The 13,552-nt window shown below is 57.7% G+C and carries 10 protein-coding genes; 5 read left to right on the forward strand and 5 right to left on the reverse strand.

Annotation, left to right across the window (positions count from 1 at the left end):
• The first annotated feature begins 10 nt into the window (after positions 1-10).
• Positions 11-1,975: a YjhG/YagF family D-xylonate dehydratase gene (locus AC5S16_RS13585; protein WP_493930620.1), complete on the forward strand. Its 1,965-nt coding sequence runs from the start codon at positions 11-13 to the stop codon at positions 1,973-1,975.
• A 360-nt stretch (positions 1,976-2,335) separates the two neighbouring features.
• Here AC5S16_RS13585 and acs read toward each other — a convergent pair whose 3' ends face one another.
• Positions 2,336-4,297, reverse strand: a complete 1,962-nt coding sequence (gene acs, locus AC5S16_RS13590; protein WP_493930621.1) for an acetate--CoA ligase — start codon at positions 4,295-4,297, stop codon at positions 2,336-2,338.
• Between the two features lie 199 nt (positions 4,298-4,496).
• On the opposite strand from acs, the gene AC5S16_RS13595 reads away from it, so the two are divergent.
• The gene (locus AC5S16_RS13595; RefSeq protein ID WP_493930622.1) at positions 4,497-5,267 is read left to right on the forward strand and encodes a hypothetical protein; all 771 of its coding nucleotides are present in this window, start codon (positions 4,497-4,499) and stop codon (positions 5,265-5,267) included.
• Between the two features lie 29 nt (positions 5,268-5,296).
• On the opposite strand, the gene AC5S16_RS13600 is transcribed toward AC5S16_RS13595, so the two are convergent.
• Positions 5,297-6,148, reverse strand: a complete 852-nt coding sequence (locus AC5S16_RS13600) for a hypothetical protein (protein WP_493930623.1) — start codon at positions 6,146-6,148, stop codon at positions 5,297-5,299.
• A 76-nt stretch (positions 6,149-6,224) separates the two neighbouring features.
• Positions 6,225-7,205, reverse strand: a complete 981-nt coding sequence (gene galE / locus AC5S16_RS13605) for a UDP-glucose 4-epimerase GalE (protein WP_493930624.1) — start codon at positions 7,203-7,205, stop codon at positions 6,225-6,227.
• Positions 7,206-7,666: 461 nt separating this feature from the next.
• Between galE and AC5S16_RS13610 the strand changes: the two genes are divergently transcribed.
• From AC5S16_RS13610 to AC5S16_RS13620, 3 genes are all read left to right on the forward strand, one after another.
• Positions 7,667-8,746, forward strand: a complete 1,080-nt coding sequence (locus tag AC5S16_RS13610) for an energy transducer TonB (RefSeq protein ID WP_493930625.1) — start codon at positions 7,667-7,669, stop codon at positions 8,744-8,746.
• A 96-nt stretch (positions 8,747-8,842) separates the two neighbouring features.
• A complete protein-coding gene (locus tag AC5S16_RS13615) occupies positions 8,843-10,711 on the forward strand; it encodes a hypothetical protein (RefSeq protein WP_493930626.1) in 1,869 nt (622 codons plus the stop codon).
• A 77-nt stretch (positions 10,712-10,788) separates the two neighbouring features.
• Positions 10,789-11,349 (forward strand): outer membrane beta-barrel protein, encoded by a 561-nt coding sequence (locus tag AC5S16_RS13620; RefSeq protein WP_493930627.1) that lies wholly within the window; start codon positions 10,789-10,791, stop codon positions 11,347-11,349.
• Between the two features lie 371 nt (positions 11,350-11,720).
• Here AC5S16_RS13620 and AC5S16_RS13625 read toward each other — a convergent pair whose 3' ends face one another.
• Complete coding sequence (locus tag AC5S16_RS13625; RefSeq protein ID WP_493930628.1) at positions 11,721-12,320, reverse strand: outer membrane protein; 600 nt, start codon at positions 12,318-12,320, stop codon at positions 11,721-11,723.
• Positions 12,321-12,556: 236 nt separating this feature from the next.
• On the reverse strand, positions 12,557-13,516 hold the full coding sequence (locus AC5S16_RS13630) for a LysR family transcriptional regulator (protein WP_493930629.1): 960 nt from the start codon (positions 13,514-13,516) through the stop codon (positions 12,557-12,559).
• Positions 13,517-13,552: the final 36 nt, after the last annotated feature.

Here is a 13,552-nt window from a genome sequence, read left to right on the forward strand (position 1 = left end):
TTTCTTTGCCATGATTTCACTTGAGTCGGTGCTCGAATTTCCTGACACAAGCTATGCCCGTGTCGCCACGCACGCTTCCGGCCCGGCAGGATTTCTGCCGCTGACGCCGGAGATGCTTCTGACAGAGCCCTCCGGCAATCTTTTCGGACTGAGCCAGAATGCGGGCATGGGTTGGGAGCCGGCGCGGCTGCTCGATCCTGAGTTTCTGATTCTGAGCACACACGGCGGCCTGCGCGCCGACAATGGCGAGCCTGTTGCACTGGGCTTCCATACCGGGCACTGGGAAGTGGGCCTGCTGGTTGCCGAAGCTGCGCGCGAATTGAAAGCGCTGCATGCGGTGCCGTTCGCAGGGGCCTGCACTGATCCCTGCGACGGGCGAACACAGGGCACGACCGGCATGATGGACTCGCTTCCCTTCCGCAACGACGCGGCGATGGTGCTGCGCAGGCTCATCCGTTCCCTTCCCACGCGCAAGGGCGTCATCGGCATTGCCACGTGCGACAAAGGGCTTCCTGCGATGATGATGGCGCTCGCCTCATGCGGTACGACTCCGGCAATTCTTGTCCCCGGCGGAGTCACGCTTCTGCCCGAATCAGGCGAAGATGCGGGCAAAGTGCAGACCATCGGAGCGCGCTTCGCACAGGAGCAGATCACGCTCGAATATGCAGCAGAGGTCGGCTGCCGCGCCTGCGCCAGCCCCGGTGGCGGCTGCCAGTTCCTGGGCACGGCTGCCACATCGCAAGTGGTGGGAGAGGCGTTGGGACTGGCGCTTCCGCATGCGGCGCTAGCGCCATCAGGGCAGCCTGTCTGGCTCGATATGGCCCGGCGCGCGGCGCGCGCAATTTTGCGACTGTATCAGTTACAAACAGGCATCGCTGACATATTGACACCGGCATCGATTGAAAATGCGATGGTGGTGCATGCAGCCTTTGGCGGTTCCACGAACCTGCTGCTGCATATTCCGGCCATCGCTCATGCCGCAAAATTGCCGCGCCCTGCTGTATCCGACTGGGCCGCGGTCAACCGGCAGACGCCGCGGCTCGTGGATGCTCTGCCCAACGGTCCGCAAAACTTCGCCACAGTACAGGTCTTTCTTGCCGGAGGTGTGCCCGAAGTCATGCTGCACCTCAGAGAGCACGGGTTGTTGAACACATCGGTAAAAACTGTGTCCGGCGAAACGCTCGACGCCTCGCTCGACTGGTGGAAGGAGAGCCGCCGCCGCTTTGAGCTGCGTAGGACTCTACTCGAACAGGACGGCATCGATCCTGACGACGTCATCCTGTCGCCGGACAAGGCGCGTGCCCGAGGGCTTACCTCGACTGTCTGCTTTCCCACAGGCAATCTCGCTCCTGATGGCTCAGTCATTAAGAGCACGGCCATCGATCCATCACTGATCCATGAAAGCAACGCCTATCGCCACACTGGCCCGGCCCGCGTATTTGTAACTGAAGCGGATGCAATTTATGCGATCAAGCATGGCAAGGTGTCTGAGGGAGACGTGATCGTGCTGATCTGCGGCGGACCTGCCGGCGCGGGCATGCAGGAAATTTACCAGATCACCTCCGCGCTGAAACAACTCCCGCACTTGAGACATGTGGCGGTACTCACAGATGCGCGTTTCAGCGGAGTTTCGACCGGGGCCTGCATCGGGCATATTTCGCCGGAAGCGCTGGCCGGAGGAACAATCGGCAAAGTGCTCGACGGCGACCGGATCGAGATCGTCATAGATCGCAATAGCCTGGCCGGCATGGTCAATCTCGTAGGCGACGCGCAGGAGCTCTTCGGCGCGGACGAAGGCACGCAGCGACTTGCCCAGCGCAGTCCCCGCTCTGATCTAGCCCCGCACCCCGATCTGCCTGACGACACGCGTCTGTGGGCAGCCTTGGTGCAAGCCAGCGGCGGCGTATGGGGAGGCTGCGTCTATGACACAGACGCAATCATTGCGCAGCTTAAGAAGGCAGAGACTCAGAGCTGATTCACTTTTACCGTGTCCGTTTTAATGTGTCGCCCTCTAAGGGTGCGGATACATCAAGAACAATCCCGTTTTCCATGGGGATCCCCCCCGGGGGGAGAGGGGTTAAGTCTTTGAAAACACATGGCCTCTGTTTTCAATGCGACAAAGTATTGAAAACAGACAGGTTTCGCGCAAAGTCCTGATTCCTGGCAATAAAAAATCCCGCCGGATGCAGGCGGGATTTCTATATTCAGGATATCAGAAAGAAGAGAAATATCAGCTCATTGCCAGTTGCAACAAATATCATTTGAAACCAGCAAATTGCAGCAAAATGTTACTTTCGGAATCGTTGACAGGACTTGTCTCAAACTGTGGGCCAAGCTACTCGTCCTGCTCGCGGAGTTTGGCGATCACGCTGAAATCCTCAAGCGTCGTGGTGTCGCCTTTGATTTCGCCGTTGGTGGCCAGTTCGCGCAGAAGACGGCGCATGATCTTGCCTGAGCGCGTCTTCGGAAGCTGGTCAGTAAAGCGGATGTCGTCAGGCCTCGCCAGAGCTCCGATCTCCTTCGCCACCCAGGCGCGCAACTCTTGCTTGAGTTCCTTCGACGGCTCGTTTCCGCTTTCGAGCGTAACGAATGCAGCGATCGCCTGCCCCTTCATCTCATCGGGACGGCCTACAACTGCGGCTTCGGCTACTTTCGAGTGCGCCACCAGGGCCGATTCGACTTCCATCGTGCCCAGGCGGTGTCCGCTGACATTCAAAACATCATCAACGCGGCCCATCAGCCAGAAACATCCATCCTGGTCGACGCGCGCACCGTCGCCGGTGAAATAGGATCCAGGAATCTCGGACCAGTAGCCAGCGACATAGCGTTCCGGATTGTTGTAGATCGTCCGCGCCATCGAAGGCCAGGGTTTGCGGATGACCAGCAGTCCGCCATGTCCTGCCGGAACAGGCTCGCCTTCTTTTGTAACTACTTCAGGCACAATTCCGAAGAAGGGCCGCGTCGCTGAGCCGGGCTTGGTGGCAACCGCGCCGGGGATGGGCGCAATCATGATGGCTCCCGTTTCTGTCTGCCACCATGTGTCAACAATCGGGCAGCGATTTTTCCCGATCATTTCGCGATACCACATCCATGCTTCAGGATTGATGGGCTCGCCCACGGTTCCGAGCAGGCGCAACGAATCGAGCTTGTACTTTTTGAGATGCTCATCGCCCCACTTGATGAAGGCGCGGATGGCGGTTGGAGCCGTATAGAAGACGGTGACCTTGTGGTCATCGATGATCTTCCAGAAGCGGTCCGGCGCGGGAAAATTCGGAGCGCCTTCATACATCAGAGTCGTCACGCCATTCTGCAGAGCGCCATAGACAACGTAAGAATGTCCCGTGACCCAGCCGATGTCAGCCGAGCACCAGTACACGTCATCATCGCGCAGATCGAAGATGTATTTGGTGGTGAGATAGGTCTGGACAGAATAGCCTCCGGTGGTGTGCACCAGGCCCTTCGGCTTTCCCGTCGTGCCTGAGGTGTAAAGGACGTAGAGCGGGTCTTCGGCATCCAGCTCTTCTGCCGGACATTCCTTTTCGGCGGCCGCTGTCAGCTCGTGCCACCAGTGGTCGCGCCCCGGCTGCATATTTACTTCCGAGCCAGTGCGCTTGTAGACCACAACATTTTTCACCGTGGAGCATTGCGTCAGCGCTTCATCGACGGTCGCCTTCAACTTGACCTCACTGCCGCGGCGCCAGGCCGTGTCCTGCGTGATGATAGCGGCGCACTCGGCGTCATTCACGCGGTCGATGATGGCATGCGCTGCGAATCCGCCAAAGATGACTGAATGCACTGCTCCGATGCGCGCGCAGGCGAGAATGGCGATGGCCAGCTCGGGCGTCATGCCCATGTAGACGGCTACGCGGTCGCCCTTCTTGATGCCGAGACCTTTCAGTGCATTCGCGAAGCGCTGCACTTCGGCATACAGATCACCGAAGGTAAGTTTACGTATTTCTCCCGGCTCGCCTTCCCACAGGATGGCGACCTTATCACGCTTGCTTCCGAGCGCATGGCGATCGACGCAGTTGTAGCTCAGGTTGATTTTTCCGCCGACGAACCACTTCGCCCAGGGCAGGTCCCAGTCAAGCACCTTCTCCCATGGCTTGAACCAGTGCAACTCGCGCGCCGCTTCGGCCCAAAAGCTTTCCGGATCATCCACTGAGCGACGGTACATCTCTTCATACTGGGCCAGGCTCTTAATGTGGGCCTTGGCCGCAAACTCCGCGGGAGGAGGAAAGACGCGGTCTTCGCGCAGAATGGAGTCAAGATTCGTGCTGATAGTCGTGGAGGGCATGCTTTGAGATCTACCTCTTTGCTAATGAACTTGGGGAACGTACCGGAGGAAACTTAATTTTCTTCCAACAATCACGTTAAAGGCTGGTGACTGCGGTGGCAAGAGATTAACTGTATAGACAGGTATACATCTCTCGATTTTTCCGATTGATACGAAGGAGCTCATGGTAGGCTGGAGGCGTTTCAGGGGGGCTTCGCACATGAAACACCGCTTCCTTTTTCTGGCCATTGTGCCGGTTCTCATTGTTCTGCCGATTTCATGGAGCCAGGTCGGTCCTGTCCAGCCCCAGGATGCCGCGCATGCTCCGGACGGCGGCACAATGGAGCGCATCAACAATATTGACATCACGCCTCTCGCCAATGCTCCCTTTACCGCCACAGTGACAGCCGAGTGGACGCGCAAGCTCGAAGATGGCGGCACGCTCACAACCTCGAATCACCGCAAGGTTGCCCGCGATAACTCCGGACGCATCTTTCAGGAGCGCCGCTTTCTCATGCAGAACGGCGACACGAAGGAGACTCCTATCTCGGAGCTCGACTTCGCCAACCCTGTGCAACATGAGCTCTATATCTGCACACCATCGATACGCACCTGCCGACTCCATAACTACTTCGTCCCGGCAGATTTTCACCTGATGCAGGAAGGCGAGCTGCCCAATCGCAACGGCAAGCTGACTCGTGAAGACCTGGGCAAGAACACGCTCGATGGTGTGGAGGTCGTAGGCACGCGCGAGACTCTGACGCTGAATGCCAATGCTGTCGGCAACTCGCAGCCGCTGGCGATCACCAAGGAGTTCTGGTATTCGCCCCAGCTGGGCATCAACCTGCTGGTCAAGCGGGTCGATCCACGGCATGGAACGCAGATCTTCTCTGTATCTAACCTCAAGCTGGGATCGCCTGATCCTGCACTTTTCGTCCTGCCGCACGGCTATGCGATGCAGGATGTGCGGACACAACAGGCAGCCCGCTGAGAAGTTGCCATCTCTACCTTTGAGACTTCCTAGGAAACTTCCGCAAACTGTGTCCTGGCATTGTGCTCGCGACTCGCATGGCGGTGCGTAATAGATGCCGCGAATATCCAGACCGCTCCCGCTGCAGCCAGGTTGTAAGCGTTTGCGCCCCAGGCTGTATGCACACGCGGGTAAGCAAACACCAGGGACACCAATGCAAGCTCAAAGATCAACAGCATCAACCCGAGCAGATGGGCGGCTAATACATTCAGAATTCCACTGAGGATCGCAAGACCTGACAGCAGGAAAGCTATCCCGCTTATCACGACCCAGAAGTGGGCGCCCAGCGGCATCCATTTCGGAATCATACGAGCCACGGACTGTACGCTGGTGAGATGTCCCAACCCAAACAGGACCGGGCCCAATCCAAATATCCAGCGGGCCATTACCGGAAGCTTCTGTGGCCAGGATGAACCTGGAGGCGCAAACGACGCATAGAGAATCAGGCCCCCGGCGGCCGCGATCAATTGCGTAAATACTCCTCCCAACACACCCGTGAACACTGCAAATCGAAAACCAAGCACATGCGGTGCGGTGTAGAAGCGCGGCAACCAGAACATTCCAAACACGAGATAAATAATGGCCGCCGCCAGCGCGCCCGCGCGCGCGGTTCGCCGCCAAAAGATCGCCGCGCCGGCAGAGATCATCCAGATAGCAGTGATGTATGCGAATATCGTGCGGCCGGGAATATGACCGCCCAGAGCTCCAATGGGTTGATGAGCAGCTTCAAATTCACCCCAGATCAGATCCAGGATGCCGGCCGCAATCGTTGCCAGACTGTAGAGGTACACTCCCACTCTCGCATTGGAAGTTCCGGGGGGAAATTGAGCCTGATCAGTCACACACCCTCCTAAATTGATTAGGAGTGTAGTGCGACCTCTCCTAAGCTGTCAAGGAAAGATTGCTGCAAGGACGCGATCAGCCGGCTGTCACCAGATAACGCTGCTGATGCCATTTCCAGGCACTCGCAACAATGCTGTCGAGCGTAGCGTAGTCCCGCTTCCAGCCCAGTTCCTTCTCAATCTTCTCCGAGCTCGCAATCAGGACGGCGGGATCGCCTGGACGGCGGCCCTCCTCTTCCACCGGGATGGCATGGCCGGTCACCCGGCGCGCCGCTTCAATGACCTCGCGGATGGTGAATCCCTGGCCGTTACCAATGTTGTAGATCAGCCGGTCGCGCTCAGAAAGTGCGTTAAAGGCGAGCAGATGAGCCTTGGCCAAGTCCCACACGTGGATGTAGTCACGGACGCAGGTGCCGTCCTTGGTCGGATAATCCTGCCCAAAGACCTTGATTCTCTGGCGGCGACCCAGGGCCACGTCGAGAACCAGCGGGATAAGGTGCGATTCCGGCTCATGCGCTTCGCCGCGGCCTTCAATCGCGCCAGCTACGTTGAAGTAGCGCAGGCTGGCGTAGCGAAAGCCGTGGATACGGTTCAGCCAGGTGAGCATCTGCTCGACCAGCAGCTTCGACTCACCATAGGCGTTGGTCGGACGCAGCGGAGCGTCTTCGCGGATGGGCGTCGATTCCGGCTCGCCGTAAACCGCTGCAGTTGAAGAAAAGACCAGTTTCTTTACGCCCTTTGCGAGCATGGCTTCGAACAACGACAGGGTCGATGCCGTATTGTTACGGAAGTAGAGTTCCGGCTTCTTCATGCTCTCACCTGCCTCGATAAGTGCGGCAAAGTGCATGACGCCATCGAAGGTGCGTTCAGAAAAAAGCTGTTCTAGTCTGGAACGGTCGGCAAGATCGCCATCCACAAACTCCGCTCCACGGGGAACCAGCGAGCGGTGGCCATGGCAAAGATTGTCATAAACAACAACTTCGTGGCCATGCTGCAGTAACAGATCCGCTACCGTTCCACCTACATACCCCGCGCCGCCAGTCACCAAAATTCTCACCGATATCTCCTTGTCTGTCTGGATTATAGCCAGATATGGCTGCCGTCATGGGCAACCAGAGGAGTTCCTGCCCTCGTCCCAATCTGGGAAGGATTAGATTTTCCAGATCAAGAAAATTTACACTTAAACTACCGATCTCTGCGGTAATAGTTACGCGGTTGTCCGGGACTGAACAGTAAACGAGTCTGTTACCACGAACATTACCTCAGTTATAGGAGCGCGCTTCCAGCAAAATCGAATGGAGTTCCGTCAGACCGCAGCCGCGATATTGTATGGAAACTTACCATGATCCCAACACTTTGGAAGCTGTTTTGCTATGGCCGGTTTCATAATCGGCGAAGTCTCGCCCCTGTGAGGCCTTCCCGTGTCAAAACGGCATAAAAGATGCAGGGATTTTGATGAGATTAGTTCTTTTTTACGTCTATTTCTTAGAAAGTACACGAGTTTGAAGCAAAGAAGTTATGGCAATTAACAATAACGATCCGCTGAATCGGGAGAATTTCGGTCTGCTGCCGGAACCCAAAGGGCGCTTTGGATCCTTCGGTGTCAGCACTATCGTCAATATAGTGCTGGGCACGATTCTTATTCTGCTGACCATGGCACAGGTGCGTAAACAGGCACAGCAACACCAATATCAGAGCACAACCCTGGTCTTTCCGGTGGAGATGCCTAAGCCGTACATTCCTCCTGCGCCTAAAATCAGAACCATCCCACCCCCGCCCAAAATCGAGCAACCCAGGATCGTTCCACCCAAACCGGAACCCGAACCGCCCAAGCCCGCCCCTGTAAAGATGCCCACGCCGGAAGCTCCGCATGTTGCGCCTGCGCCGCCCAAGGCCGTCACTCCTCCGCCACAACCGAAGGTTGGGCTTTTCAAGAGTACAACTCCGACACAGGTCGCTAACAACACAACTGCTCCCACTCCGAAGGTCGGCGGATTCGGCGATCCGCAGGGTGTGACACCGAATCCCAATGCCAACCGTCCGGCAACCGTCGCCGCAGTTGGCGCGTTCAACGCAGCTCCGGGAACATCGAGCGGCGCGGGCGCGGCCCGGCAGGGATCAGTGCACGGCACGAGCTTCGGATCGGGAGCGGCCAACGGCGTTCCCGGAGGACGCGATCGCGGCACTGTCGCCTCGGCCGGTTTCAGCAACGGCGTGGTAGGCGGCACCGGCGCTCCAGGGAGCCGCGGAACCGTCGCCACCGGCGGCTTCGGCAACTCAGGCGGCAGCGGTTCAGGGGGCGAGAAGGTCGCCAAGGTTCAGGAGCCGGAATCCACGTCGATTGTGCTCGTCTCGAAGCCTTTGCCGCAGTACACGCCGGAAGCCAAGCAGCTGCGCATCGAGGGCGATGTGACCCTCGAGGTTCGCTTTACCGCATCCGGACAGGTGCAGGTAATTCGCGTAGTCAGCGGCCTGGGCCATGGACTGGATCAGCAGGCGATGGTAGCGGCTGAACGAATCCGCTTTAAGCCGGCCACGAAGAATGGCGTGCCCGTGGATCAGGTAAGCATCATCCACATCACATTCCAGCTGGCGTAAAGGAACTCGATGAGTGCTGCACTTCAAGGTTTGACAGAAATGTTTGTGCCTACTAAGACTTACAGGGAATTGAGAAAGAAGATCAGGAGCAAGGAAATGTCTTTTCGCAAGATATGGATGACCGGTCTGGCGGTCATGATGGCGGGGCTCACCGCACACGCAAAAGAGCCAAAGTATGCGCCCGCGGCCCCTCTCACTCCGGAGCAGGCGGCTCTCATTCAGAGAGCTGTCGCCCAGGAAAAAGAAACGATCAAGGCCATTCAGCAGCACACGCCTGTGGTCCAGACTTACATCCAGAACATGCGGCCAGATCCGAGAGTGTATGCCGTTCCGGAATCGGACGCGTACATGCTGGGGCGCGTGGATTTCGGCAAGGCCTTTACCAACAAGGGCTATGCGACCAAGTCCACCTCGCGCGGGTTCTTCAAGGGCTCGATGCGATATCTCTCCGGGCTGACGAAGGCCTTCAACCTCAGCTACTCGCCAACCGGATTCATGGACATGATGTTCCTTGATCCGGTGAGCTTTGATCAGCAGCACTATGACTTTGCTTACGTCCGCCGCGAATTCCTCGGCAGCGTGCGCACAGTTGTTTTTGACGTGCGCCCCAAGCCCAAGACGGGCGCCGGCCGTTTCTTCGGGCGCATCTGGATTGAAGACCAAAACGCCAATATAGTCCGCTTCAACGGCTCCTATACCAGCGGTCCGGACGATATGGTTACCCGCTACTATCACTTCGATAGCTGGAGACTGAATGTGCAGCCCGACATCTGGCTGCCGGCTGCCATTTATGCCGAGGAATCAACCGGCGGCACCGGCAGAAAGGGCGCAGGCTTCCGCGCCCAGACACATTTCTGGGGCTACTCGTTGAAACTGCCGACGCGCGAATCGGATGCTGAATCCATCACCGTCGAAAATGCGCAGGACCAGAGCGAGAACTCACAGGATGTGAGCCCGCTCAATGCAAAGCGGCAGTGGGTTTCGCAGGCCGAGCAGAACGTTGTCGACCGCCTGGTGCAGGCTGGACTCGTGGCCCCGCCCAGCGACTTCGACAAGGTTCTCGAACAAGTCACGAATAACGTCATCATCGGCAACAAGCTCGATATGCCTGACATCCACTGCCGCGTGATGCTGACCTCGACCCTTGAATCGCTGGCCGTCGGCAACACCATCCTTATCAGTAAAGGTCTGGTCGATGTGCTGCCGCAGGAAGAAGACCTGGCCGCTGTGCTGAGCTTCCAGCTTGCTCACATCGTGCTGGGCCACCACATTGATACCCGCTATGCCTTTAACGACCGCCTGCTCTTTCCTGACGAGGCAACTCTTGAGCGTCTCAACATGAGCCACTCCCCTGCGGACAATGACGCCGCGGCAAAGAAGGCTGTCGAACTGTTCGACAGCTCGGTCTACCACGACAAATCGGCATCCGTCAGCCTCTTTTATCAGCAGGTGGTCTCGCGGGCCAGAGAGACTACGGCCCTCCTGACGCCGCGCATGGGCGACCCCCTGCTCAAAGCTGATGGAACGCCGTGGATGGCTGCATTCCTCAACCGCGGGCCGAAGCTCAACCTCGAAGATGTAGCTCAAGATCGTCCTGCCCTGCCTCTGGGCAGCCACCTCAAGACCGATCCCTGGGATGACAAAATCTATGCTCTCAATCTGAAGGGCGACCGCATTCTGAACCCTGGCGACAAAATGCCCATGGAGCTGACGCCGGTCTTCTTCCGCCTGCAGCGGTACCAGGCTGCTTCTGCGGTCCCGGCTTCAGCCAATGCGCCTGTTCCTCAGGCACAGGGCCAGCCGGCGGACGGCACAACCGCTGCTCCTCAGGGTCAGCCCGCTGACGGTACGACCACGGCTGTGCCGCCTCAGCAGGGCCAGCCGGCGAACAACAACGGCACTGCGGCTCCCCAGACGACGCCGCAGCCACAGCAGCCGCAACAGCCACAGCAGAATCCGCAATAGGCCAGAGCTCGCATGAAGCATCTAACAACATCGTTATTCTTCTGTTCCTTGGCAGATTCTTTTTTTGGAGATCGCGCGTGATCAAAAAACTTGTCGGCTTAGCTTTTCTCCTGACTCCCGTCCTTACTTTCGCCCAGGTTTCCCCTGCCACAATTGGCGGGGGAATGAGGCTTTCCGTGGGCGCGGAATATTCCAACTTCGCCCCGGACTATGGGTCAACCCGCTTGAATGGCATAGCAGCCTTCGGTGATCTGGACCATATTTTTCTGACAAATCTGGGCGTGGAAGCTGAAGGTCGCTGGCTGCGCTTTAACCAGCCGGCCGGAGAGACCGAGGACAACTACCTGGCTGGGCCACGTTACCGGGCGTTTCGCTTCCAGGGCCTGTCACTATATGCCAAACTTCTGCTTGGCGGCGGCTGGGTTACCTACCCGAACAAAATCGGCAGCGGCAGCTACTTCGCGTATGCTCCCGGCGGTACTGCTGAATATCGCCTGAACCGCCACTGGTCGGTGCGCGGCGACTATGAATATCAGATATGGCCTTCCGCTCCGGGCGCGGTGTTCACTTATCCCAACCCCAGCCATGGGCTCACCCCCAACGGCTTCAGCATAGGTGCCTCCTACCGCATCTTCTAGCGTCGTTTTCGCTCCAGGAAAGGCTCCGCTCGATGCGGGGCCTTCGCTTTCTAGGGGACAGACTATTCTCCGCTGGAAACGCGGCTCCCTTTCGCTGCACTACTCGACAGATTTTCTCGCCTTCGCTCTGCCTTTCCTCCCCTGCGCCTGGCGCAATCACGAAACACAATCATTTGCATTTCCCAGAGGAGGAGCATTGCTGGTGCAGTCTGTGGCCGGCAGCTCTCAACATCCAGGTCACGCGCAAACTGCCGCAGTTCCGGAATGTGTCCGCGCCACCCCTCAAAGCCTGTCTCTATGCCTGGAAAAAGCGGCAACGAACAAAGGCCTCCGCAATTCCGGAGGCCTTTGTTTACAGGATCTTTCAGGATCTAGAAGTGATAGGCAATACCGATCGTCGGATTGCTGATGTTGTAGTAGCGGTTGGTGCGGTACTGTTCCAGTCCGAAATTTGGCGCCTTCATGATGATGCCACGGTATTCGGCGCGAATATCCCAGCTGGGGCTCAGCTCATAGGCGATGCCTCCACCATAGAGAGCTCCCACATTGGTGCTCTGCTTGGCATCGAGGTCGGTAGTTTTCTGGTCCTTGATCGGGCCAAAGATATAGCCACCTACACCCGCCTCAACAAATGGGTTGAAGTTCCTGAAGGTGAAGTTGTAAACGTAGGCGCCGGAGATTTCCTGCATGCGGGTATGCACGTGGATCAAGTTGAAGCTGGTGATGTACTTCTGCACATCCTGGTTGTACTGGTAGTTCAGTTCCAGCGCGCTGCGCGGCGTCAACATGTAGCGGTAGCTTGCCAGCACTCCATAGATGCCGATAGTCCCATCCTGCTGTACCGTGTTCCCAACCACGTGTGGAGGAATCAGCCCTGCCAGACTCAGGCTGACATCCTGTCTGCTTTCCTGCGCAAACCCAGCTGCTGCCAGCATCGGCAGCAACGCCAAAGACAACAAAATTCTCTTCATCCGTTTAAGAACCTCTCGCCTGCATCAAAAAGCGCCGCAGGCACACTGCCCCTCGGGCTCGTCAAATTGTAAAGTGTTGTGAGACCGGAATCAGACCCACTCCGCAATTGTACCTGCCGAAAGCCATTTGCACAGCTATCAGCAATAGCAGAACCAGGGTTGATGTACCCCGAAACAACACTGCTCAAGTCGACGCGGCCATCAGGAAGCGGCGACCTTGCGCGAAATTCAAGAAGTCACAGTAGCCCCGGTTCTGCCTTAAGCTGTTTAGACGCTCCATCACCTTTCTCGTCATAGAGAAAAGGCATGCCCTTCTCCCGGGAAAGCGCCCGCACCACGCGCAGAAAGGCGAGCGCCGCATACGACAAGCTCCCCTGCCTGCGATACACCAGCCACAGCCGGCGGATACAGGCCAGCTCCGGCACATCGACGATGACCAACTCGCCGCGTTCGACCTCCGCCTGCACCGTCAGCGCCGGAACCAGGGCCACGCCGTTTCCACTGGCCACAAATCTCTTGATTGCCTCAAGGCTGGGCAGTTCCACGCCAATATTCAAAGGCGTTTTGTGTTTTGCGAAGGAGTCCTCCACGCGGCGGCGCATGGGCGAGGCCACATTATGCGCAACGAAATTTTCCGCTCCAAGATCTTTGATCTGGATCCGCTTCTCCCGAGCCAGGGCATGCCGAGGATGCACAATGAACGCAAGATCATCCGAGTACACGGCAATCGAGCTCAAGTGCTCATCCTCAGGGCGATAAGAGACGATGCCCATCTCTACCGTGCGGCCCAGCACCTGGTCGGGAATGCGGCTGGCCAGCGAACGCTGTACTCCGATCGAAATCTGCGGGCAGTGCCTGCGGAACTCATCCAGCACCGGCAGCAGATACAGGCAGGTGTACTCATTGGCAGCAAGCGTGAGACGGCCACGTTCCAGTGAACGCACTTCCTCAAGCGCGCTCGCCGCCTCAGTGCGCAGGCGCAGCAGCCGTTCGGCATATTCGCGCAGGACTTCGCCGGCGGCAGTCAGCGTCCCATCACGCGAGGCTCGCTCAAAGAGAGGCTCCCCTAATTCCTCTTCGAGTTTTCGAATCACCTGGCTGACGGCAGGCTGTGTCCGGTGAAGACGTACAGCAGCGCGGGAAAAGCTGCGCTCGGCCACAACTGTGAGGAAGGTTTCTAATTGAGATAATTCCATAATGAACGATTGGTAACGATTACTCCCGCCAACACA

It is taken from the genome of Acidobacterium sp. FHG110202_01 (assembly GCF_059115305.1).

Bases quoted from the DNA above. Each gene is read 5' to 3' on its own strand.
- acs (WP_493930621.1), bottom strand. From the start codon at position 4,297: ATGCCCTCCACGACTATCAGCACGAATCTTGACTCCATTCTGCGCGAA.
- AC5S16_RS13615 (WP_493930626.1), top strand. From the start codon at position 8,843: ATGTCTTTTCGCAAGATATGGATGACCGGTCTGGCGGTCATGATGGCG.
- AC5S16_RS13610 (WP_493930625.1), top strand. From the start codon at position 7,667: ATGGCAATTAACAATAACGATCCGCTGAATCGGGAGAATTTCGGTCTG.
- AC5S16_RS13585 (WP_493930620.1), top strand. From the start codon at position 11: ATGATTTCACTTGAGTCGGTGCTCGAATTTCCTGACACAAGCTATGCC.
- AC5S16_RS13625 (WP_493930628.1), bottom strand. From the start codon at position 12,320: ATGAAGAGAATTTTGTTGTCTTTGGCGTTGCTGCCGATGCTGGCAGCA.
- AC5S16_RS13595 (WP_493930622.1), top strand. From the start codon at position 4,497: ATGAAACACCGCTTCCTTTTTCTGGCCATTGTGCCGGTTCTCATTGTT.
- AC5S16_RS13630 (WP_493930629.1), bottom strand. From the start codon at position 13,516: ATGGAATTATCTCAATTAGAAACCTTCCTCACAGTTGTGGCCGAGCGC.